This is a genomic window from Sphingomonas sp. Ell38C01, assembly GCF_055231975.1.
In genome coordinates this window covers 278,659-298,510 of the sequence record NZ_JBUYVA010000001.1, presented here as the reverse complement: position 1 = coordinate 298,510, position 19,852 = coordinate 278,659, and the positions used below count along the sequence as shown (strand labels likewise).

The 19,852-nt window shown below is 72.2% G+C and carries 17 protein-coding genes, 1 pseudogene and 1 riboswitch; of the genes and pseudogenes, 8 read left to right on the top strand and 10 right to left on the bottom strand.

All coding sequences use genetic code 11. The annotated features are described in order from the left end of the window. Window position 1 precedes the first annotated feature (1 nt). The 4 genes from ACV7NO_RS01445 (at window position 2) to ACV7NO_RS01430 (ending at window position 4,433) form a co-directional block, all read left to right on the top strand. Window positions 2-988 (top strand): alpha/beta hydrolase, encoded by a 987-nt coding sequence (locus ACV7NO_RS01445; RefSeq protein ID WP_463404261.1) that lies wholly within the window; start codon window positions 2-4, stop codon window positions 986-988. Window positions 989-1,058: 70 nt separating this feature from the next. Continuing rightward, window positions 1,059-2,030, top strand: coding sequence for an aminotransferase class I/II-fold pyridoxal phosphate-dependent enzyme (locus tag ACV7NO_RS01440; protein ID WP_463404260.1), 972 nt, complete (start codon window positions 1,059-1,061; stop codon window positions 2,028-2,030). Next, on the top strand, window positions 2,023-2,958 hold the full coding sequence (gene cbiB / locus ACV7NO_RS01435; RefSeq protein WP_463404259.1) for an adenosylcobinamide-phosphate synthase CbiB: 936 nt from the start codon (window positions 2,023-2,025) through the stop codon (window positions 2,956-2,958). Before ACV7NO_RS01440 ends, cbiB begins: the two co-directional genes overlap by 8 nt. Before the next feature lie 32 nt (window positions 2,959-2,990). Then, complete coding sequence (locus tag ACV7NO_RS01430; protein ID WP_463404258.1) at window positions 2,991-4,433, top strand: cobyric acid synthase; 1,443 nt, start codon at window positions 2,991-2,993, stop codon at window positions 4,431-4,433. Between the two features lie 129 nt (window positions 4,434-4,562). Here ACV7NO_RS01430 and cobS read toward each other — a convergent pair whose 3' ends face one another. Genes cobS through ACV7NO_RS01400 form a run of 6 tightly spaced genes read right to left on the bottom strand, consistent with a single transcriptional unit; the run spans window position 4,563 to window position 9,793 of the window. Then, a complete protein-coding gene (gene cobS / locus ACV7NO_RS01425) occupies window positions 4,563-5,279 on the bottom strand; it encodes an adenosylcobinamide-GDP ribazoletransferase (protein WP_463404257.1) in 717 nt (238 codons plus the stop codon). Next, window positions 5,276-5,827, bottom strand: coding sequence for a histidine phosphatase family protein (locus tag ACV7NO_RS01420; protein ID WP_463407248.1), 552 nt, complete (start codon window positions 5,825-5,827; stop codon window positions 5,276-5,278). The genes cobS and ACV7NO_RS01420 overlap by 4 nt, the downstream gene beginning before the upstream one ends. Before the next feature lie 26 nt (window positions 5,828-5,853). Beyond that, window positions 5,854-6,858: a nicotinate-nucleotide--dimethylbenzimidazole phosphoribosyltransferase gene (cobT, locus tag ACV7NO_RS01415; RefSeq protein ID WP_463404256.1), complete on the bottom strand. Its 1,005-nt coding sequence runs from the start codon at window positions 6,856-6,858 to the stop codon at window positions 5,854-5,856. After that, window positions 6,855-7,256: a DUF1636 domain-containing protein gene (locus ACV7NO_RS01410; protein ID WP_463404255.1), complete on the bottom strand. Its 402-nt coding sequence runs from the start codon at window positions 7,254-7,256 to the stop codon at window positions 6,855-6,857. The genes cobT and ACV7NO_RS01410 overlap by 4 nt, the downstream gene beginning before the upstream one ends. Further along, window positions 7,253-7,765: a hypothetical protein gene (locus ACV7NO_RS01405; RefSeq protein WP_463404254.1), complete on the bottom strand. Its 513-nt coding sequence runs from the start codon at window positions 7,763-7,765 to the stop codon at window positions 7,253-7,255. The genes ACV7NO_RS01410 and ACV7NO_RS01405 overlap by 4 nt, the downstream gene beginning before the upstream one ends. Beyond that, window positions 7,766-9,793 (bottom strand): TonB-dependent receptor plug domain-containing protein, encoded by a 2,028-nt coding sequence (locus tag ACV7NO_RS01400; protein ID WP_463404253.1) that lies wholly within the window; start codon window positions 9,791-9,793, stop codon window positions 7,766-7,768. A 140-nt stretch (window positions 9,794-9,933) separates the two neighbouring features. Continuing rightward, a riboswitch (cobalamin riboswitch) is annotated at window positions 9,934-10,120 on the bottom strand. A 319-nt stretch (window positions 10,121-10,439) separates the two neighbouring features. Between ACV7NO_RS01400 and ACV7NO_RS01395 the strand changes: the two genes are divergently transcribed. After that, on the top strand, window positions 10,440-11,117 hold the full coding sequence (locus tag ACV7NO_RS01395) for a nitroreductase (protein ID WP_463404252.1): 678 nt from the start codon (window positions 10,440-10,442) through the stop codon (window positions 11,115-11,117). A 16-nt stretch (window positions 11,118-11,133) separates the two neighbouring features. On the opposite strand, the gene ACV7NO_RS01390 is transcribed toward ACV7NO_RS01395, so the two are convergent. Continuing rightward, window positions 11,134-11,604, bottom strand: a complete 471-nt coding sequence (locus tag ACV7NO_RS01390; RefSeq protein WP_463404251.1) for a PaaI family thioesterase — start codon at window positions 11,602-11,604, stop codon at window positions 11,134-11,136. 8 nt (window positions 11,605-11,612) lie between these two features. Beyond that, window positions 11,613-12,728 carry an HlyD family secretion protein gene (locus ACV7NO_RS01385; RefSeq protein WP_463404250.1) on the bottom strand — a complete coding sequence of 372 codons (1,116 nt, stop codon included), beginning with the start codon at window positions 12,726-12,728 and terminating at the stop codon, window positions 11,613-11,615. A gap of 72 nt (window positions 12,729-12,800) precedes the next feature. On the opposite strand from ACV7NO_RS01385, the gene ACV7NO_RS01380 reads away from it, so the two are divergent. Then, window positions 12,801-14,396 carry a DHA2 family efflux MFS transporter permease subunit gene (locus tag ACV7NO_RS01380; protein WP_463404249.1) on the top strand — a complete coding sequence of 532 codons (1,596 nt, stop codon included), beginning with the start codon at window positions 12,801-12,803 and terminating at the stop codon, window positions 14,394-14,396. A gap of 9 nt (window positions 14,397-14,405) precedes the next feature. Next, window positions 14,406-15,014 (top strand): TetR/AcrR family transcriptional regulator, encoded by a 609-nt coding sequence (locus ACV7NO_RS01375; RefSeq protein ID WP_463404248.1) that lies wholly within the window; start codon window positions 14,406-14,408, stop codon window positions 15,012-15,014. Here the strand turns inward: ACV7NO_RS01375 and ACV7NO_RS01370 are convergent. Beyond that, the gene (locus ACV7NO_RS01370) at window positions 15,011-16,798 is read right to left on the bottom strand and encodes an AMP-dependent synthetase/ligase (RefSeq protein ID WP_463404247.1); all 1,788 of its coding nucleotides are present in this window, start codon (window positions 16,796-16,798) and stop codon (window positions 15,011-15,013) included. The two genes, ACV7NO_RS01375 and ACV7NO_RS01370, sit on opposite strands and share 4 nt — an antisense overlap. 73 nt (window positions 16,799-16,871) lie before the next feature. Here ACV7NO_RS01370 and ggt point away from each other — a divergent pair. Then, window positions 16,872-18,602, top strand: a pseudogene (gene ggt / locus ACV7NO_RS01365) (gamma-glutamyltransferase); the annotation flags it as partial. Between the two features lie 95 nt (window positions 18,603-18,697). Here ggt and ACV7NO_RS01360 read toward each other — a convergent pair. Next, window positions 18,698-19,747: a quinone-dependent dihydroorotate dehydrogenase gene (locus ACV7NO_RS01360; protein WP_463404246.1), complete on the bottom strand. Its 1,050-nt coding sequence runs from the start codon at window positions 19,745-19,747 to the stop codon at window positions 18,698-18,700. Window positions 19,748-19,852 lie beyond the last annotated feature (105 nt).

Below are 19,852 nucleotides of genomic sequence, written 5' to 3'. Positions count from 1 at the left end.
GATGATCGACCGCCGCCATGTGATGCTGGGCACGCTGGCGACCGGGGTCGCCGCTGCGGCCTCCGCACAGACCGCGCCGCCCGCGGGCCCGCGCCGGCCGGCGATCGCGGATCCGGTCGAGACGATCGACCTGTGGCCGGGCGGCGCGCCGGGGGCGACCGCTACGCTGCCGGTCGAGACGGTCGACGAGCGGAGCGTGGACCCGGCGCGGACCGATCGCGCGGTGCGCGGCGTCGCGCGGCCGCGGCTGGTGGTGTTCCGCCCGGCGACGCCGAACGGATCGGCGGTGCTGGTGATGCCGGGCGGCGGCTATGTGCGGATCGTCGTCGACAAGGAGGGGTATGAGATCGCGCGCTGGCTGGCGGCGCGGGGCTATACGGTGTTCGTGCTGTTCTACCGGCTGCCGGGGGACGGCTGGGCGGCGGGGCCGGACGTCGCGCTGTCGGATGCGCAGCGTGCGATGCGCGTGATCCGCGCGCGGGCGGCGGCGTATGGCATCGTGCCCGATCGGGTGGCGGCGATGGGGTTTTCCGCGGGCGGGCATGTGTGCGGCGACCTGGGCACGCGGTTCGCGGCGGGGACCTATGCGCCGGTCGATGCGGCGGACCGGCTGGACGCGCGGCCCGATGCGATCGCGCCGATCTATGCGGTGCAGTCGATGGCGCTGCCGCTGGGGCATAGCGGGTCGCGCACGCAGCTGATCGGGCGCGACGCCTCGCCGGCGCTGGAGCGGGCGCATACGACGTCGGCGAACGTGACGGCGGGAACGCCGCCATGCTTTCTCGTTCATGCGGAGGACGATGCGACCGTCGACGTGGGGAACACGATCGAATTCCGGGCGGCGCTGAAGCGCGCGGGCGTGCCGGTGGAGACGCATCTGTTCGAGCGGGGCGGGCATGGCTTCGGCCTGCGCGGGGCGGCGGGGAAGCCGGCGGCGGCGTGGCCGGGGTTGTTCGAGGCGTGGGCGAAGTCGCACGGGCTGGGGTGAGGTTTCCCGTTTTTCGTGGGGGATGACGAAAGGGGATGCGGGGGCGGCGGGTTGATCCTAGGGCGTCGCGATGGATCGGGCAGCAGCGCACGCGTTCGTGGAGCATGGCGGGCGGGTGGACCGGGCGGCGGCGCTGTATCCGCACGCGCCGGGGCCGTGGATCGACCTGTCGACCGGCATCAACCCGGTGGCGTGGCGGCCCCGCGCACCGTTGGCGATCGACCTGACGCGGTTGCCGTCGCCCGACGCGCTGGCGGGGCTGGAGGCTGCGGCCGCCGGGCGCTTCGGGGCATCGCCCGACACCGTCGTCGCGGTGCCGGGGAGCGAACTGGCGCTGCGGTTGCTCGCGCAATGCGAGCTGCCCGGGCCGGTGCGATCTGTGGTTCCGGGGTATCGGACGCATGGCGAAGCGTTCAGCGCGTCGGTGCCGGTCGCGATCGAAGGTGCGCGGGCGGATTTCGGGACATTGGTGCTGGCGAACCCGAACAACCCTGACGGGCGGGTGCTGTCGACGCATGCGGTGATCGCGCGGGCGGGGGCGGGGTGGCTGATCGTCGACGAGGCCTATGCCGAGGCGGTGCCGGGGGCGAGCATCGTGCCCGCGCTGCCGGAGCGGACGATCGTGTTGCGATCGTTCGGGAAATTTTTCGGACTGGCGGGGGTGCGGCTGGGGTTCGTGATCGCGCCGGCCGGGATCGTGACGCGGTTGCGGGCGCTGCTGGGGAGCTGGCCGGTGTCGGCGACCGCGATCGCCTATGGCACCGCGGCGTACCGGGATGCGGACTGGATCGCGGCGACGCAGGCGCGGCTGGCGGCGGACGCGGCGGCGTTCGATGCGATGCTCGGGCGGCAGGGGCTGGTGGGGCAGGGGGCGTGCCCGCTGTTCCGGCTGGTGGAGAGCGAACGGCCCCTGTTCGAGACGTTGGCGCGGGTGGGGATTCTGGTGCGGCCGTTCGCGGAAGCGCCGGGACGGGTGCGGTTCGGCGTGCCCGCGGACCCTGCGGTGTTGGCGCGGGTCGAGGCGGCGCTGGCGGGTGGGTGATCCGGTCGCCCTGGTCGCGCTGGCGATCGACGCCGCGGTCGGGTGGCCGGGGTGGGTCTATGCGCGCGTCGGGCATCCGGTGGGGGCGTTCGCGTGGGGGATTTCGCGGTGCGAGGCGTGGTGGAACGATGCGCGCGCGTCGGACCGGCGGCGGCGGGTGCTGGGCGTCGCAACGCTCGTGATGGTCGTCGGCGTCTCGGGCGGTGTCGCTTGGGGGGTGCAGGCGCTGGCCACGCTGTGGCTGGGGCGGTGGGCATGGGTCGCGGTTGCGGTGATGGCGGCGCCGGCGCTGGCGCAGCGGAGCCTCAACGATCATGTCGTGCCGGTCGGCGCGGCGTTGATGCGCGGGGACCTGCCCGCGGCGCGGCGGGCGGTGGCGATGATCGTCGGGCGCGATACCGCGGCGCTGGGCGAGGCGGGGGTTTCGCGCGCCGCGATCGAGAGCCTGGCGGAGAGCTTTTGCGACGGCGTCGTCGCGCCGCTGGTCTGGCTGATGCTGCTCGGGCTGCCGGGGGTGTGGGCGTACAAGGCGATCAACACCGCGGACAGCCTGATCGGGCACAAGGAGCCGCGGTGGCGCGCGTTCGGCTGGGCGGCGGCGCGGGTAGACGATGGCGCGAACTGGGGGCCGGCGCGGCTGTCCGGCGTGTTGCTCTGCGTGGCGGGCGCGGGGGGCTGGGCGACGATGCGGCGCGATGCGCGGCGGCATGCCTCGCCTAATGCGGGATGGCCCGAGGCGGCGATGGCGGGGGTGCTGGGCGTCCGGCTAGCGGGGCCGGTATCGTATGACGGGGTGACGCAGTTGAAGCCGTGGATCGGCGACGGGCGCGACCCGAAGGCCGGCGACGTGACGCGCGCGCTGCAGGTGTATCGGCGCGCGTGCCTGTTGCTGTGGATCGTCGCGGGAGGCGTCGCGTGGGCTTGGTAGGCGAACCCTTCGGGTGTCGCGGGGGCGCTGTGATGTTGCAGGGGACGGGCTCCGACGTGGGCAAGTCGGTGCTGGTCGCGGGGTTGTGCCGGGTGTTCGCGAATCGCGGGCTGACAGTGCGTCCGTTCAAGCCGCAGAACATGTCGAACAACGCCGCGGTCACCCCCGATGGCGGCGAGATCGGGCGCGCGCAGGCGACGCAGGCGATCGCGGCGCGCGCGGAATTGTCGGTCGACATGAACCCGGTGCTGCTCAAGCCGCAGGGCGACCGGACCTCGCAGGTGATCGTCCATGGCAAGGTGCGCGGGACGTTGCAGGCACGGAACTGGCGCGAGGGGCGCGAGGGGCTGCTGGACGACGTGCTCGCGAGCTATCGTCGGCTGCGCGCGGAGGCCGACATCGTCGTGGTCGAGGGCGCGGGGAGCCCGGCGGAGATCAACCTGCGCGCGGGCGACATCGCGAACATGGGGTTCGCGCGCGCGGCAGGCGTGCCGGTGGTGCTGGTCGGCGATATCGATCGCGGCGGGGTGATCGCGGCGCTGGTGGGGACGAAGGCGGTGATCGCGCCCGAGGACGCGACGATGATCCACGGCTTCCTCGTCAACAAGTTCCGTGGCGATCCCGCGCTGTTCGACGACGGCTATCGCGCGATCGCGGCGATGACGGGGTGGCAGCGGATGGGGGTGGTGCCGTGGCTGGCGGACGCGGTGCGGCTGCCGAGCGAGGATGCGGTGATCCTCGAGCGGCCCGGCGCGGCGGCGGGGGGCGCGAAGGTGATCGCGTGCCCGATCACCGCGCGGATATCCAACTTCGACGATCTTGATCCGTTGCGGCTGGAGCCGGGCGTGTCGCTGGTGATGGTGCCGCCGGGGCAGCCGATCCCGCGCGCGGACCTGATCGTGCTGGCGGGATCGAAGGCGACGATCGCGGACCTCGCCTTCCTGCGCGCGCAGGGGTGGGATACCGATATTCTCGCGCATCATCGGCAGGGGCGACCGGTGCTGGGCCTGTGTGGCGGGTATCAGATGCTGGGTCGGAGCGTGGCGGATCCCGACGGGGTCGAGGGGCCGGCGGGGGTCGCGGCGGGACTGGGGCTGCTCGACGTCGAGACGGTGCTGACGGGGGCGAAGACGCTGGAGCGGGTGTCCGGCACCGCGCTGGGCGCGCCGTTCGAGGGCTATGCGATGCATATGGGGGTGACGTCGGGCGCGGGGACGGCGCGACCGCTGGTGCGGTTCGCGGACGGATCGGTCGACGGCGCGATCAGCGCGGACGGGCTGGTGGCGGGAAGCTATGTCCACGGGCTGTTCGGGGCGGCGGCGCAGCGGCGGCCGTGGCTCGCGCGGATCGGGGCGGAGGGCGTGGGGCCGGACCATGCGGCGTCGGTCGATGCGGCGCTGGAGGCGATCGCGGGCGAGTTGGAGCGGTGCGTCGACGTGGACGCGATCCTGGCGGTGGCGCGGCGGGCGGACTGAGGGCGCAGGGCCTTACCTAGACCATACCGTCACCCCGGACTTGATCCGGGGTCCCGCTTTTGTCCAACATCCCAGAAGAAGCGTCACCCCGGATCAAGTCCGGGGTGACGGTGAAATGGATTTCGGGCGTTATACCAAGTGCGTTGTCGTCAGGACCGCGACCAGCAGCGCCGTCTCGACCAGTTCGATCCCTGCGCCATGGACGTCGCCGGTAACGCCGCCGATGCGGTGCTTCGCCCACACTGCGAAGACCAGCGCGAGGACGGGTGTCGCGAGCAGGGCGGGGACAGTGGTGGCGGCGAGGACGAGCAGCGCGCTCCAGCCGATGAGGTCGCGCGCGCGAACCGCGCCGGCGATCGTGGCGCCGAGGCCACCGGGCTTGAGCGGCGGGAGCCACCGTGCCCAGGCCAGCGGGGCGATGCGCGCGGCGAAGGGGACCAGCGCGATCGCGAGCGGATCGGCAACGAGCGCACGGAGGACGACGAGCTTGGCGAGCAGCTGGAGCACCAGCGCGACGACGCCGAAGCTGCCGACATGCGGGTCCGCCATCACCGCGAGGAGGCGGGCGGGAGCGCGGTGCGCGGCGCCGACGCCGTCGGCGACGTCGGCGAGCCCGTCGAGATGGAGCGCGCCGGTGACCGCGACCCAGGCGATCAGCGCGGCGAGCGCGCCGAGCCATGGGTCGGCCAGCGCACCGAGCCACGCCGCGCCTGCGACGATCGCGCCGACAGCCAGGCCGACGAGCGGGTAGCAGCGGATCGCGGCGGCGAAGTCTGCCGCTTCGGCCTCGACCTGCGGCACGGGCAGTCGCGTCAGGAACGACAGCGCGACCGCGAGGCGCTTCATGGCCAGAGGCCGGTGATCTGGCCGTATCGCTGGCCGGGACGCTGCGTGCCCGGCCAGATGCGCAGCGCGACGACGACCGCATAGGGCAGGTCGATCGCCCAGACCTGATCGGTATCGAGCCCGCACAGGTGCGACAGCGCCGCGCGGATCGCGCCGCCATGCGTGACGACCAGCGTGGGCTCGGCGGGGAGTGCGTCGATCGCGGCGGCGACGCGCGCCACGAGCGCGGACCAGCGCTCGCCACCGGGCGGCGGGGCGCCATCGGGGTCCGCCCAGAAGCGCTCGGCGAGCGCGCGATCGATGTCGGTGGCGCGCTGGCCGTCCCATTCACCGAAGTCGAGTTCGCGCCAGCGGGGATCGCAGAGGACCGGGCGGCCGTCCGCGATCGCCTGCGCGCAGGCGGCGGCGCGTTCGAGATCGGACGAGGCGATGTGCGCAACGTCGAGGTCGGCGGCCTGCGCGACGCAGGCGGCGATGCCCGCGGGGGTGGCGTCGCAATCGGTGCGGCCGAGCATCCGGCCGGTGAGCGCGGGCTCGCCGTGGCGCATCAGGTAGAGCGTCGTGAAGTCCTGCGTCACGTCGACACCCCGGCTTCGGTGAAGGTGGCCATCCCGGCATGCGCGGCGAGCGCGGCGCGGACGACGAGCATCGCGACCGCCGCGCCGCTGCCCTCGCCCAGTCGCATCCCGAGCGACAGCAGCGGATCGAGCGCGAGCGCGCCCAGCAGGCGGGTGTGGCCTGGCTCGACCGAGCGGTGTCCGGCGAGGCAGTGCGCGACGATCGCCGGGTTCGCGCGCGCGAGCGGGGCGATCGCGGCGGTGCCGATGAAGCCGTCGAGGATGACGGGGATGCGCGCGTGGCGTGCGGCGAGGACCGCGCCCGTGATCGCGGCGGTCTCGCGCCCGCCGACGCGGCGCAGCGTTTCGAATGCGTCGTGGTCGCAGCCGTGGAGGGCGATGGCGGCGTCGACCGTGGCGATCTTGCGTGCGAGCGCGGTGTCGTCGATTCCGGTGCCGCGGCCGACCCAGTCGGTGGCGATGCCGCCGAGGCTGGTCGCGCAGAGCGCGGCGGCGGCGGTGGAATTTGCGATCCCCATTTCGCCGAGGACGACGATGTCCGCGCCCGCGATGCTGGCGGCGCCGGCGTTCAGCGCGGCGAGGCAGGCGGCGTCGTCCATCGCGGGGGCTTGCGTGAAATCGTGCGTGGGGGTGTCGAGGTCGAGCGCGACGATCGACAGGTCGAGCCCCGCGGTGGCGGCGAGCGCGTTGATCGCGGCGCCGCCCGCCTCGAAATTGGCGACCATCTGCGCGGTGACGTCTGCGGGGTAGGCGCTGACGCCGCGCGCGGCGACGCCGTGGTTGCCCGCGAAGACGATCGCGCGGGCGTGGTCGATGCGGGGAATCGCGTGGCGCTGCCACCCGGCGAGGAAAACCGCGATGTCCTCGAGCCGGCCGAGCGAGCCGGGGGGCTTGGTGAGCTGCGCCTGGCGGGCGCGGGCGGCGGCGATCGCGGGGGCGTCGGCGTCGGGCAGCGTGGCGAGGGCGTCGGCGAAGGCTTGGGCGTCGGCGAAATATGTCATGCGACGATCCGGCCGGGGGGCGGGACGCGGACGAGGAAATGGCCCTTCACGCCTTCGGGCCAGTCGCGGTACGGCACCTGGCCCTCCGCGCTGTCGGCGTAGCGTGCGGCATAGTCGAGGATCGCGCGGGCGTCGTCGTCGGTGGGGGCGAAGCGGCCGAGGACATAGCCGATGCGGCCGGGGCCGCGCAGGTGGACGGTGCAGGCGTCGCCGCACGCGAACAGGCAGGGCATCGCCTCGACCGCGATCGCGGCGTAGCGCGGGTCGGCCGACTGGAGGCGGCGGAGCGCGTCGGCGAGCTTCGCGCCGTCGCGCGGGGCGGCGGGGTCGGCACCCGCGAGGCGGCAGGTGGAGCAGGCGACGATCGCCACCCCGTCGCGAGCGGGCGCCAGCGTCATGCCGCCCGCTCGCGCCGGGCGGCGGGGACGCCGAGCGCGACCGCGGCGTGGTAGAGCGCGAGCAGCGCGGCGAGGATCAGCGCCTCGCGCCCGAACTGGCGTGCGGTCCAGTACGGCGAGGCGGCGACGTGGACGCCGCCGAGCACGAACGACCAGGCGAGCAGCACCGCCTTGTACGCGACGAACCCGGTGCCGTAGGCGGTCGCGACGCGCAGCCACGCGGCGCGCGCGGTGCCCGCGCCCCACTGCGCCGCGACGCCGGCCGCGAGCGCGGCGGTGAGCATCGCCGCGCCCCAGGCGATCGTGCGTGCGTCGCGCGGATAGTCGAGGACGCAGAAGCCGATCGCCTGGCTGGTCGCCCAGGCCAGCGCCATCAGCGCGAGCGCGTCGCGCAGGCGCATCCGCGTCGCCGCGATCGCCGCCAGCGCGGAGAAGGGCGTCGCGCAGGCGAGCGCGAGCGTGGTGACCGCGCTCGCCCCCGTCAGGATCGGGACCCAGGGATTGCGCATTTAAAAGCGCCCCCGCAGGCCGGCGTAGATGCTGCGGCCGAGCGTGCCGTAGCGGGCGACGGTGAAATACTCCTTGTCGAGCAGGTTCTCGACGCGCGCGAACAGGCGGACGCCCGGCGCGATGGGGATGTCGCCGCGCAGGTCGACCAGCGCATAGGGGGCGAGCCGGGTGGTGTTCGCGGCATTGTCGAACGACCGGCCCGACCAGCGCACCGCGGTGCCGAACGAACCGCCGCCCGCGAAGGTGTAGCTGGCGGAGGCGTTGGCGGTGTTGCGCGGACGGCGTGCGAGCTGGCGACCAAAATTGGCGGTGCCGACCGAGCGGTCCTCCGATTTGGTCCATGTGTAGTTGCCGTCGAGCAGGATGCGCTCGCCCAGCTTCACGCGCGCCGATGCCTCGACCCCGCGCGCGAGCGCCTTCGCGACGTTGAGATAATAGCCGAACCGTGCGGTGGTGGTGCCGGGCGTGACGCACAGCGGATCGGTCGAGGTCGGGAAGGCGCAGCTGGCGAAGGTGATGAGGTTGGTGGAGCGGCGCTCGAAATACGTTCCCCCGAATGCGACCTTGCCGTCGAGCAGCTGCTGTTCCGCACCCGCTTCCCAGCCGGTCGCTTCCTCGGGGCTCAGCCCGCGGTTCCCGAACTCCGAGAAGAGCTGGTAGAGCGAGGGGGCCTTGAAGCCCTCGCTGTAGCTGGCGCGGATCGTGGTGCCGGTGGGGAGCGCCCACGCGCCGCCGCCCGCGAGCAGCGTGCGCGAGCCGTAGCGGCTGTGATCGTCGTTGCGGACCCCGCCGGTGAGCGTGAGCCCGGCGACGATCTGCGCGTTCACCTGCGCGTAGATGCCGGTGAGCTCGGCGCGACCGCGGGCGGGGGCGGGGATCGGCGTGGCGAGCGAGGCGGCGGGGGAGACGCTGCGGAAGCGCGACACCTCGTTCTCGATGCCGAACACCGCGTCGATCCCTTTGGCCACCGCGAGGTTGCCCTGATATTCGAGCCGCTCGTTGCGGCCCGCGGCGTCGAAGGTGATCGCGCGGCCGGCGCGCGCGGGGTTGTAGTTGTCGCGATCGGTGTCGGTATAGCCATAGGCGAAGCGGTTGTGCAGGCGGCCGTCGAACAGGTCGACGTTCAGGCCGGCATAGCCGACGAACTCCTGCGTCTTGCCATATTCCAGCGTGTCGCCGCTGAACCCGTCGATCTCGACGCGCCCGTTCGAGTAATAGCCGCGCAGGTCGGCGGTGACGCCGGGAACGATCTCGAGCAGCGCGCGGCCCGAGAGGCTCTGGTTCGCGTAGCCGTCTTTCTCGATTCCGCCCGCCGAGGGTGCGATCGCGGAGATGCCGTCGGTGGTGAACGCCTGCGCGCCGATCCGCCACGCGAGCGGGCCGGTCCGGCCGCCGATCCCGGCGCGTGCGCTGACGGTCTCGCGCGAGCCCGCCTCGACGTCGAACGACGCCTCCAGCGGCTTGTCGGGGAGCGGCGTGACGATGTTGACGACGCCGCCGATCGCCTGGCTGCCCCACAGGATCGACTGCGGCCCGCGCAGGACCTCGATTCTCTGCGCATCGCCGACGAGCATGTTGGCGAAGTTGTAGCCGCCACCGGTCGAGGAGGGATCGTTGAGCTTTACGCCGTCGATGACGACGACGGTCTGGTCGGCTTCCGCGCCGCGCAGCTTCAGGCTGGTCGCGGTGCCGTAGCCGCCGTTGCGCGACAGCGAGACGCCCGGCGTGCGCAACAGCAGATCGGACACGCCCAGATCCTGCGCGCGATCGATGTCGGCCTTGTCGAGGACGGTGACCGAGGAGGCGATGCGCTCGACGGGCGTGGGCGAGCGGGTGGCGGTGACGACGATGTCGCGTGCGTCGGTGCCAGTGGTGGTGGCGGCGGCCGCGTCGGGCGCGGCGGTCTGCGGCTCGACTGCGTCGGGTGCGGCGCCGGAAAGGTTTGCCGCGCCGGGCGCGGCGCCGGAAAAGTTTGCCGCGCCGGGCGCGGCGAGTGCGAGAGTCAGAAACAGCGTGGTCGTCAGCATCGATAGTCCCCCATGACGTCGTGGGCCGGCGCCGGGCGCGGGGGCACGAGGACACGACCTCGCGCGCCCCGCGTCAGACGCAGGCCGGCGATGTCGTCTCTCGGGTTTCTACCCGTCCGCTCGGCGCACCCTGGCCGGACGAAGGACGACCGCGACGGGCAGGTCTCCTGGCTCGCGGGTCAAGGCTGTCGTGCCGCCTTCTCGGGACCGGGATCCCAATGGCATGTGGCACGACGGCTCGCCGCTCACAGTTGCAGGGGCAGCCGGGGAATGACCCCGTTCCCTTTTCATCCCCGTCGCCGGGGAACCTGTCGCAGCGCCGCCGTTAGGGACGGGTGGGGGGCGCGTCAATCGGGATCGGGCTTGCTCCGCCCGGTGCCGCCGGCGACGATCGGCACGCGTTCGCCCGCCGCGATCGTCGTCGGCCATCGTCGGCGCGCTCAACCGGTCGAGGTGGAACCGCGCCATCGCGTCGATCGCGACATCGCGACGGTGCGCCTCGACTTCGATAGTCTGGAACGGGCCGCCGACGGCATCGCGGGGCGTCTGGCCCCGACCGGCACGGGGCCGGGGATTGCGCATCGCGACCGCCTGCCGCAGGTGTGGCCGACGGCGGACAACGGCCGATTCACGGGGAGAGCCGACAGTGCAGTTCGACGACGTCGTCCTGGGGCGCCGCAGCATCCGCGGCTACAGCCCCGAGCCCGTACCCAGGCGGTTGATCGAGGAGATCATCGCGCTGGCGATGCGATCGCCCTCGTCGATGAACACGCAGCCCTGGCATTTCTACGTCATCACCGGCGCGCCGCTCGACCGGATCCGTGCCGGCAATACCCAACGGACGATCGCGGGCGTCCCGCAATCGCGCGAGTTCCGGACCGGACAGGCGTTCGCGGGGGCGCATCGCGACCGTCAGGTGGGCGTCGCCAAGCAGCTGTTCGCCGCGATGGGGATCGCACGCGACGACACGGACGCGAGGCAGGACTGGGTGCTGCGCGGCTTCCGCCAGTTCGATGCGCCGGTCTGCGTCGTCATCACCTATGACCGGGCGGTCGACGGCAGCGACGATACCCCGTTCGACTGCGGCGCCGTGGCCACCACGCTGGTCAATGCCGCGTGGTCGCGCGGGCTGGGCACCGTCATCAACAGCCAGGGCATCATGCAGTCCCCGGTGGTGCGCGAGCATGCGGGGATACCCGACGACCAGGTCATCATGAAGAGCATCGCGCTGGGCTGGCCCGACGCACGCTTTCCCGCCAACGCGGTCGTCTCCGAACGCAAGCCGATCGAGGAGGCGGCCGTGTTCGTCGGGTTCGACGCCTGACGGCCGGGCCCCGGGTTCAGGCGTCGGTCGCCGGGCGTTCGAGCGGAAAGACCAGCAGCGTGGACGTCGCGGTCGCGCACAGGCGGCCCTCCCGATCGGTCAGCCGGCCTTCCGCGAACGCGGCACGGCGACCGATCGAGACGACGCGCCCCTCCGCCCGGATCGGGCCGCTCGCCTCGCCCAGCGGCCGGTGATACGCCACCTTCAGTTCGAGCGTGGTGAACCCCTGATCCGCGCTCAACCGCGAGTGGACCGCGCAGCCGCAGGCGCTGTCGAGCAATGTCGCCGCATAGCCGCCGTGCACCGATCCGATCGGGTTGAAGACGCTGTGGCCGGGACTGCCGCCGAACACTGCGCGACCCTCCTCGATCTCGATCAGCGTGAAGCCCATCGTCCGGCCGATCGGCGGCGGCGTATCGTCGGCCATCAGCGCGCGCAATTGCTCGAGGCCGGACAGGCGGCCGGTGTTGTTGCGAAGGACGTCCATGGGCTTTCCTATTTTCGCTGGTCGAGATGGACCCGTGCGGCGACCGACAGGCCCGGACGCAGGGTGTCCAGCGCGGGCTGGCCGGGATCGAACCGGATCCTGACGCCGATGCGCTGGACGATCTTGGTGAAATTGCCGGTTCCCGGTTCGAACGGCAGCAGCGAGAAGGTGGAGCCCGAACCCGGCGCCAGGCTGTCCACCGTCCCGTGCAATGCGTGCCCGGGCAGCGCGTCCGCCTCGATCTCGGCACGCTGGCCGGGGCGCATGCGGGCGGTCTGCGTCTCCTTGAAATTGGCGGTGACGTACAGCGCGTGGAGCGGAACCAGCGACAACAGGCGGGTGCCGGGCTGGACGTAATCGCCGACCCGCACCTGCCGGTTGCCGACGGTGCCGTCGATCGCGGCGACGATCTCGGTATGGCGACGATCCTGCCGGGCCAGCGCCGCCGCGGCGCGCGCCTGTCCGACCCGGGCCTCCGCGGTCCGCAGCGCAGCGAGCAGGCCACCGCGCCGCGCGTCGGTGACGCCGGCCGACTCGCCCGACACGGCCAGCAGCGCGCGTGCGCGTGCGGCGTCCTGATCCGCGGTGACGGTCGCCGCGGCATAGCTTTCCGCGTCGCGTCGCGACACCGCGCCGCTGGTGACGAGCGCGCCGAACCGCTCGCTGTCGGCACGGGCGCGGCCCGCCTGCGCATCGGCGGAGCGGATCGCGGTGCGCGCCGCGATCGTCTGCGCGGTGGCCAGCCGTCGTTCCGCCTCGAGGCTGACGAGCGCGGCGTGCGCGGCGGCGACGCCCGCCTCCGCATCCGCGACCGCGGCCTGCGCCTGCGCCACGCGCGCGTCGAACTCCTCCGGATCGATCCGCACGATCACCTGACCGGCGCGGACCGCCTGGTTGTCCCGCACCAGCACGGCGGATACCAGCCCGCGCACCTTCGGCGCGACCGTGGTGGTGTCGGCGGCGACATAGGCGTCGTCGGTCGACTCGCTGGTCGGGGCGGCGGTGATCCACAGCCAGCCGGCCACCGCGACCGCGATGGCGATCGCCGAGGCGAGGACGGTCCTGCGCGCAGGCAGCCTGCGGCGCCAGCCCCCCGGCGGCGTTTCCAGCGTATCGGCGTCCACCAATCCCCCCTTGCAGCGATTGAATGATAGCCATAATATAAAGCGTATCGGGCGACAAGGGGTGGTAGCGGCATGACGGCCATCGGCATGAGTGGACGGCCGGCCCCCGATCCGCTGGCGCTTGCGCTGTCGCGAAAATACCTGATCTTCGGGGTGCTGGCCTTCGGGCAGTTCATGGCGTTGCTCGACATCCAGATCGTGGCGGCGTCGCTGAACGACGTGCAGTCCGGATTGTCCGCCGGCCCCGACGAGATCAGCTGGGTGCAGACCGCCTATCTGATGGCGGAGCTGGTGATGATCCCGTTCTCCGCGTTCCTGGCACAGGCCATGTCGACGCGCTGGCTGTTCGCGACGTCCGCGGGACTGTTCACGCTGTCGAGCGTCGCGTGCGGGATCGCGTGGAACATCGATTCGATGATCGCCTTCCGTGCGCTGCAGGGGTTCGTCGGCGGGGCGATGGTGCCGAGCGTGTTCGCCGTCGGCTTCACGATCTTCGAGGGGAAGCAGCGCGCCTTCATCCCCGCGATCCTCGGCATGGTATCCGTATTGGCGCCGACGCTGGGGCCGACGGTGGGCGGCGTCATCACCGATACGATCGGATGGCGCTGGATCTTCTTCATCAACGTGGTGCCGGGCCTTGCGGTCACCGTGCTGACGATCCTGTTCGTCGATGTCGACCGCGCGGACGCGGGGATGTTCGGCCGGATCGACTGGTCGCACCTGGCGGCGATGGCGCTGGCGCTCGCCGGCCTGCAATATGTGCTGGAGGAAGGGCCGCGCAAGGACTGGTTCGGCGATCCGCAGATCGTGGTCGCGGCGTGGCTGTCGTTCGTGGGGCTGTGCCTGTTCGTCGAACGGTCGCTGTATTCGCGCAATCCGATCGTACGCATCTCGCCGTTCCGCAACCGCACCTTCGCGTTCGCGTGCCTGTTCAACCTGGTGATCGGGTTCGGCATCTATGCCTCCACCTATCTGGTGCCGGTGTTCCTGGGCCGCGTGCGCGGGTACAACAGCCTGGAGATCGGGACGACGGTGTTCGTCGTCGGCGCGGGCCAGCTGGTCAGCACGGTGATCGCGGCCTGGGCCTCGAACCATGTCGACCGGCGGATCGTGATCGCGATCGGGTTGCTGGGCTTTTCGGGCAGCCTGTGGCTCACCTCGCATCTGGGATCGAACTGGGGGTTCGACGAACTGCTGGTGCCGCAGCTGCTGCGCGGCCTGTTCGCGATGCTGTGCATCGTGCCGAGCGTCGGCATGGCGCTCTCCGCCTTCCAGGGCCCCGAGTTGCGCTCCGCGTCGGGGCTGTTCAACCTGATGCGCAACCTGGGCGGCGCGATCGGCATCGCGACGGTGAACACCTGGCTGGGCGATGGCAGCCGGACGCAGATGCTGCGGTTCGGCGAGGCGATGGCGGGCGGCGGGCAGCAGGCGCGCGAGGCGATCGCCCGGCTGGCCACGGGGTTCGCCGCCGTGACGCCCGACGCCGATCACGCACAGCGGCTCGCGCAATCGACCTTCGCGCGGATCGTCGCGCGGGAAGCGCTGACGATCGGCTTCGACGAGGTGTTCCGCGTGATGGCGTGGATGTTCCTCGCCGCGCTGGTGATGGTGCCGTTCTGCAAGGCGCCGCCGGCCGAGGCACCGGCGAGCCCGGCCGACGTCCATTGAGGAAGCGACATGCGGTATGACGGCGAACACAAGGCGCAGACGCGACGACGGGTGCTGACGGAAGCGGCCGCCGCGATCCGGGCGGACGGCGTCGATCGGGTGAGCGTGGCGCAGGTGATGGCGCGCGCAGGGCTGACGCACGGCGGATTCTACGCCCATTTCGCGTCGAAGGACGACCTGATCGTCCAGGCCGTCGCGCTCATGTTCGAGGAGCGCCATGCGCTCGTCTTCGAGCGCGAGGACGGCGTCGACCCCGCAGCGACGCTGTCCCGGTTCATCGACTGGTATCTGTCGATCGCGCATCGCGACCGGCCCGAGCGCGGCTGTCCGATCCCGATCCTCGCCGGGCAGGCATCGCTGTTGCCCGCTGCGGCGGCGGACCGGTTCGCGGCGGCGACGGGGCGGCTGGCCGACGGCGTCGCGGTGTTGCTGACCGCGACGGGCCATGACGATGCGGACGTCGCCGCAGCCGCGGCGATCGCGACGATGGTCGGCGCGATCGCGATGGCGCGGGTGGAGCGGGATCCGGAGAAGGCGGGGCGGATGCTCGACGCCGTCCGTGCATCGGTCCGGGCGTCCTGCGGGCTTCGGGTGGAGGCGCCCGCCGGCCGGGGCTAGCCGCGGTACAACGCGTCGAGCCGTTCGCCATAGACCTGGCGCAGGACGTGGCGGCGGATCTTGAGGCTGGGGGTGAGCTGTTCGTTCTCGATGGCGAAGGGTTCGTCGGCGAGGATGACCTTGCGGACGCGCTCGATCACCGACAGGTCGCGGTTGGTGCGCTCGACCGCGCGGAGCAGCGCGGCGCGATAGTCCGGGTTCTGCGCCAGCGAGGCGAAGTCGCACCGGTCGCCGTTCGCCGCGCACCATTCCTGCGTCCATTCCGCATCGGGGACGATCACCGCGACCATGTGCGGCTTCCTGTCGCCCGCGATCATCGCCTGCGCGATCTCGGGCTGGAGCGTCAGCATCCCCTCCACCTTCTGCGGCGCGACATTGTCGCCCTTGTCGTTGATGATGAGGTCCTTCTTGCGATCGGTGATGCGGATGCGACCGCGCTCGTCGATCTCGCCGATGTCGCCGGTGTGGAGCCACCCGTCCTGGAGGACGCGCGCGGTTTCCGCCTCGTTGCGCCAATAGCCGTGCATGACGAGTTCGCCCTTCACGAGGATCTCGCCATCGTCGGCGATCCGCACCTCGGTGTCGGGGAGCGGGGGGCCGACGGTATCCATCTTGATCCCCGCGGACGGGTGGTTGCACGAGATCACCGGCGCCGCCTCGGTCTGGCCATAGCCCTGGAGGAAGGTGACGCCGAGCGAGTGGAAGAACGCGCCGACCTCGGGCGTCAGCGGCGCGCCGCCCGACACCATCGCCTTCATCCGGCCGCCGAACTTCCGCGCGATCTTGGGCTTGAACAGCGTGTCGACCAGCAGTGCGGCGGGGCGATCGACGAGGCGCAGTCGCCCGTCGAGCCGGCGGTTGCCGACCTCCAGCGCCATGCCCAGCAGCCGGCTGGCCATCCCGCCCTGCTTCTCGATCGCCTTGCTGATCCGCGTGCGCAGCACCTCGAACAGGCGGGGCACGACGAACATGATCGTCGGGCGCACCTCCTCGATGTTCGCGGCCAGCCGGTCGAGGCTTTCGGCATAGTAGATCTGTCCGCCGAGCCCGATCGGCAGATGCTGGCCGCCGGTATGTTCATAGGCGTGGCTGAGCGGCAGGAACGACAGGAACACCTCGTCGCCCCAGCCAAAGTCGTTCGCGATCACCGCGGCACAGCCCGCGACGTTGTGGAGAATCGCGCCGTGATGCTGCATCACTCCGCGCGGCGCGCCGCCGGTGCCGCTGGTATAGATGATGCACGCCAGGTCGTCGCGCGCGAAACTGGCGGTCGCGGCGGCGGTGGCGGGGTCCGCGGGGTGCGCCGCGATCAGCGCGTGCCAGCCGTGGCAGGCGACCGCGGACTGGCCGAGCCGCAGCGTCTCGATCCCGATCACCATCTGCATGTGGATCGATCGCAGCACCGCGGGCATCAGCACGCTCGCCAGCTTCTGGGTCGACACGATCACCGCGCGCGCGCCGCTGTTCTCGATGATGTGCGCGTGATCGCGCTCGGTATTGGTGGTGTAGGCGGGGACGGTGATGCACCCGGCGGCCATGATCGCCAGATCGGACAGGCACCATTCGGGGCGGTTCTCGCTGACCAGCATCACGCGGTCGCCCGGGTTCAGCCCGATCGCCTTCAGCGCGGCGGCGAGGCTGGCGACCTGACGCGCGGCGTCCGTCCAAGATATCGATTGCCACGTGCCGTCCTGCTTGCGCCACAGGAACGGCGTGTCGCCGCGTTCGCGTGCGCGGGCGAAGAACATCGCGACGAGATTGGGGAAATGTTCGAGCCTGCGCATCGGGCCATCCTCTCGCGCCCGTTCTCCCACAGCGCGAGACGGGCGGTTGTTCCGTAGCATCGGGATCTTAGGGATGCGGCGCCGCTTGCGCCAGCGCGTTGCGGGCGTGGACGCTTCGCCTGTCCCGCGGTATCGATTCGATGTCGACATGCGTGCGGGAGCAAGATTTGTGAAGCTGGTCCGGGTTCTCGTCTCCTGCGTCGCGCTGGCGCTCGCGTCCTGCGCGACCGTGCCGCCGCGCGCAGCCCCCGACGCGGCCGCGCGCCCGCACGCGCAGATCTTCGCGGTCGCGGCGAACCCGCTGGCGACCGAGGCGGGGATGGCGGTGCTGCGGCGTGGGGGGAGCGCGGTGGACGCCGCGGTCGCGGTGCAGGCGATGCTGTCGCTGGTCGAGCCGCAGAGTTCGGGCGTCGGCGGTGGCGCGTTCATGACCCGGTACGACGCCGCGTCGCGCACGGTGACGGTCTATGACGGGCGCGAGACCGCGCCGGCGGGGGCGACCGCGGACATGTTCCTCGACGATGGCGGGCGGCCGCTGCCGTTCGCGCGGGCGGTGCTGAGCGGGCGCGCGACGGGCGTACCGGGGGCGGTGCGGATGCTGGCGCTGGCGCATGCGAAGCACGGCGCGCTGCCGTGGCGCGCGCTGTTCGGCGATGCGGAGCGGACCGCACGCGACGGTTTCGACGTCTCGCCGCGGCTGGCGCGGATGCTGGCGAGCGGGGCGTTTCCCGAGTCGACCGCGCCCGATGTGCTGGCCTATTTCGCGCGGCCCGGCGGCGGCCTGCTCCAGGCGGGGGACCGGTTGCGCAATCCGGCCTATGCCGGGTTCCTCCGGCGGCTGGCGGCGCAGGGGGCGGACGCGCTCTATACCGGCGAGACCGCGCGGCGGATCGTCGAGCGGGTGCATCAGGGCGAGCTGGCGGGGTCGATGACGCTCGCGGATCTGGCCGCCTATCGCCCGGTGGTGCGTGACGCGCTCTGCGGGCAGTACCGCGTGTATCTCGTGTGCACGCCGCCACCGCCGTCGAGCGGGGTGGGGATGCTCCAGCTGCTCGCGCTGCTCGAGCGGACCGACATCGCGACGCGCGGCCCGCAGGACCCGCAGGCGTGGTTCCTGTTCGCGGAGGCGAGCCGCCTGATGTACGCGGATCGCGATCGCTATGTCGGCGATCCCGCGTTCGTGCAGGTGCCGGTGAAGGGACTGCTCGACCCTGCCTATGTCGCGCAGCGCGCGCGGCTGATCGGCGCGACCGCCGGGCCGCCGCCGGTCGCGGGGAACCCCGCGGGTGCGCCGGTCGCGGCGCGCGACCGGACGCTGGAGCCGATGGGGACGTCGCACTTCGTCGTCGGCGACGCGCAGGGCAACGTCGTGTCGATGACGACGACGGTCGAATCGATCTTCGGATCGGGGCGGATGGTCGACGGGTTCTTCCTCAACAACCAGATGACCGATTTCTCGTTCACCCCGCGCGACGCCGACGGGCGCGCGGCGGCGAACGCGGTCGCGCCGGGCAAGCGGCCGCGGTCGTCGATGACGCCGCTGGTGCTGCTCGACGGCGAGCGCCGGTTCGCGGGCGCGCTGGGCTCGGCGGGGGGCAATTCGATCCTCGCCTATGTCGGCAAGGCGATGGTCGGCGCGGTCGACTGGGGGTTGCCGATGCAGGCGGCGCTGGCGCTGCCCAACCTCGTCGCGCGGGGGGGGAGCTTCCAGGGCGAAGTGACGAAGTTCCCGCCCGCGATCCTCTCGGCGCTGGCGGCGCGCGGCATCGTGCTGCGGCCGGGGCAGGGCGAGGATTCGGGGTTGCAGGGGGTGATCGTGCGCGGCGGCGCGATCGACGGCGGGTACGATCCGCGGCGCGAGGGGCGGGTCCTCGTCGAGCCCGCCCCCGTGCCCGTCGCTCAGTCGCGCGCGGTGCCGACCGCCTCGCCGACCGAGGCGAAGCCGTCGCGGCGCAGCAGCGCGGCAAGCTCGCGCGCGATCCGCACCGGCAGCCCCGGCCCCTCATACGCCAGCGCGCTGTAGATCTGGACGAGGCTGGCGCCGAGGCGGATCCGGGCATAGGCCTCCGCCGCGCTGCCGATGCCGCCCGCCGCGACCAGCGGAATCTGCGCACCCGTCGCGCGGCGAAAATCGCCGAGCCGGGTGCGCGCCAGCGTCGCGAGCGGCGCGCCCGACAGGCCCCCCGCCTCGCCCGCGTGGCGCGACGTCAGGCCATCGCGAGAGAGCGTGGTGTTGCCGACGATCAGCGCGTCGATCCGGTGATCGATCGCGGCGCGCGACACGCCATCGATCCCGGCGGCGTCGAGATCGGGCGCGACCTTGAGAAACAGCGGCTTCGTCGTCCCCGCGCGGGCGGCGGCGAGCAGTTCGGCCAGCGCGTCGCCATGCTGGAGATCGCGCAGCCCGGGGGTGTTGGGCGAGCTGATGTTGATCGTCACGTAATCCGCCAGCCCCTGCGCCAGCGCGACCCCGGTGGCGTAGTCCGCGACGCGATCGGTCGACTCCTTGTTGGCGCCGACGTTGATGCCGAGCACGCCCATGCCCGCGCGTCCGGTGCGAAACGCATGGATCCGCGACAGCGCCGCGCCGATGCCGCCGTTGTTGAACCCCATCCGGTTGATGACGCCGCGATCCTCGACCAGCCGGAACAGCCGCGGCTTCGCGTTGCCCGCCTGTGGATGCGGGGTGAGCGTGCCGACCTCGACGCTGCCGAAGCCGAGCGCCAGGAAGCCGCGGATCGCCTCCGCATCCTTGTCGACGCCCGCCGCCAGCCCGACCGGCGACGCGAAGGCGAGCCCGGCGACGCCGGTGCGCAGGATCGCGTCGTCGACGGTGCGCGCGCCCGGCGTCCCGATGCGGGCCCAGCCCGCGAGCAGCGCGATCGTCAGGCGGTGGGCGCGTTCGGCGTCGAGCGCGAACAGGGCGGGGCGGACAAGCGGGAACATCATGATCCGCGGCGCCTTGGCACCGTTCGCGGTGAGACGCAAAGCGCCGGCGCGGCGGCAGCGACACGACGGGAAAATCGTTACGGCGTCGAATTCCTACAATATCTG

Coding starts and splice junctions, on each gene's coding strand:
- ACV7NO_RS01445 (WP_463404261.1), top strand. CDS start 2: ATGATCGACCGCCGCCATGTGATGCTGGGCACGCTGGCGACCGGGGTC.
- ACV7NO_RS01440 (WP_463404260.1), top strand. CDS start 1,059: ATGGATCGGGCAGCAGCGCACGCGTTCGTGGAGCATGGCGGGCGGGTG.
- ACV7NO_RS01430 (WP_463404258.1), top strand. CDS start 2,991: ATGTTGCAGGGGACGGGCTCCGACGTGGGCAAGTCGGTGCTGGTCGCG.
- cobS (WP_463404257.1), bottom strand. CDS start 5,279: ATGAAGCGCCTCGCGGTCGCGCTGTCGTTCCTGACGCGACTGCCCGTG.
- ACV7NO_RS01420 (WP_463407248.1), bottom strand. CDS start 5,827: ATGCGCCACGGCGAGCCCGCGCTCACCGGCCGGATGCTCGGCCGCACC.
- cobT (WP_463404256.1), bottom strand. CDS start 6,858: ATGACATATTTCGCCGACGCCCAAGCCTTCGCCGACGCCCTCGCCACG.
- ACV7NO_RS01410 (WP_463404255.1), bottom strand. CDS start 7,256: ATGACGCTGGCGCCCGCTCGCGACGGGGTGGCGATCGTCGCCTGCTCC.
- ACV7NO_RS01405 (WP_463404254.1), bottom strand. CDS start 7,765: ATGCGCAATCCCTGGGTCCCGATCCTGACGGGGGCGAGCGCGGTCACC.
- ACV7NO_RS01400 (WP_463404253.1), bottom strand. CDS start 9,793: ATGCTGACGACCACGCTGTTTCTGACTCTCGCACTCGCCGCGCCCGGC.
- ACV7NO_RS01390 (WP_463404251.1), bottom strand. CDS start 11,604: ATGGACGTCCTTCGCAACAACACCGGCCGCCTGTCCGGCCTCGAGCAA.
- ACV7NO_RS01380 (WP_463404249.1), top strand. CDS start 12,801: ATGACGGCCATCGGCATGAGTGGACGGCCGGCCCCCGATCCGCTGGCG.
- ACV7NO_RS01375 (WP_463404248.1), top strand. CDS start 14,406: ATGCGGTATGACGGCGAACACAAGGCGCAGACGCGACGACGGGTGCTG.
- ACV7NO_RS01370 (WP_463404247.1), bottom strand. CDS start 16,798: ATGCGCAGGCTCGAACATTTCCCCAATCTCGTCGCGATGTTCTTCGCC.
- ACV7NO_RS01360 (WP_463404246.1), bottom strand. CDS start 19,747: ATGATGTTCCCGCTTGTCCGCCCCGCCCTGTTCGCGCTCGACGCCGAA.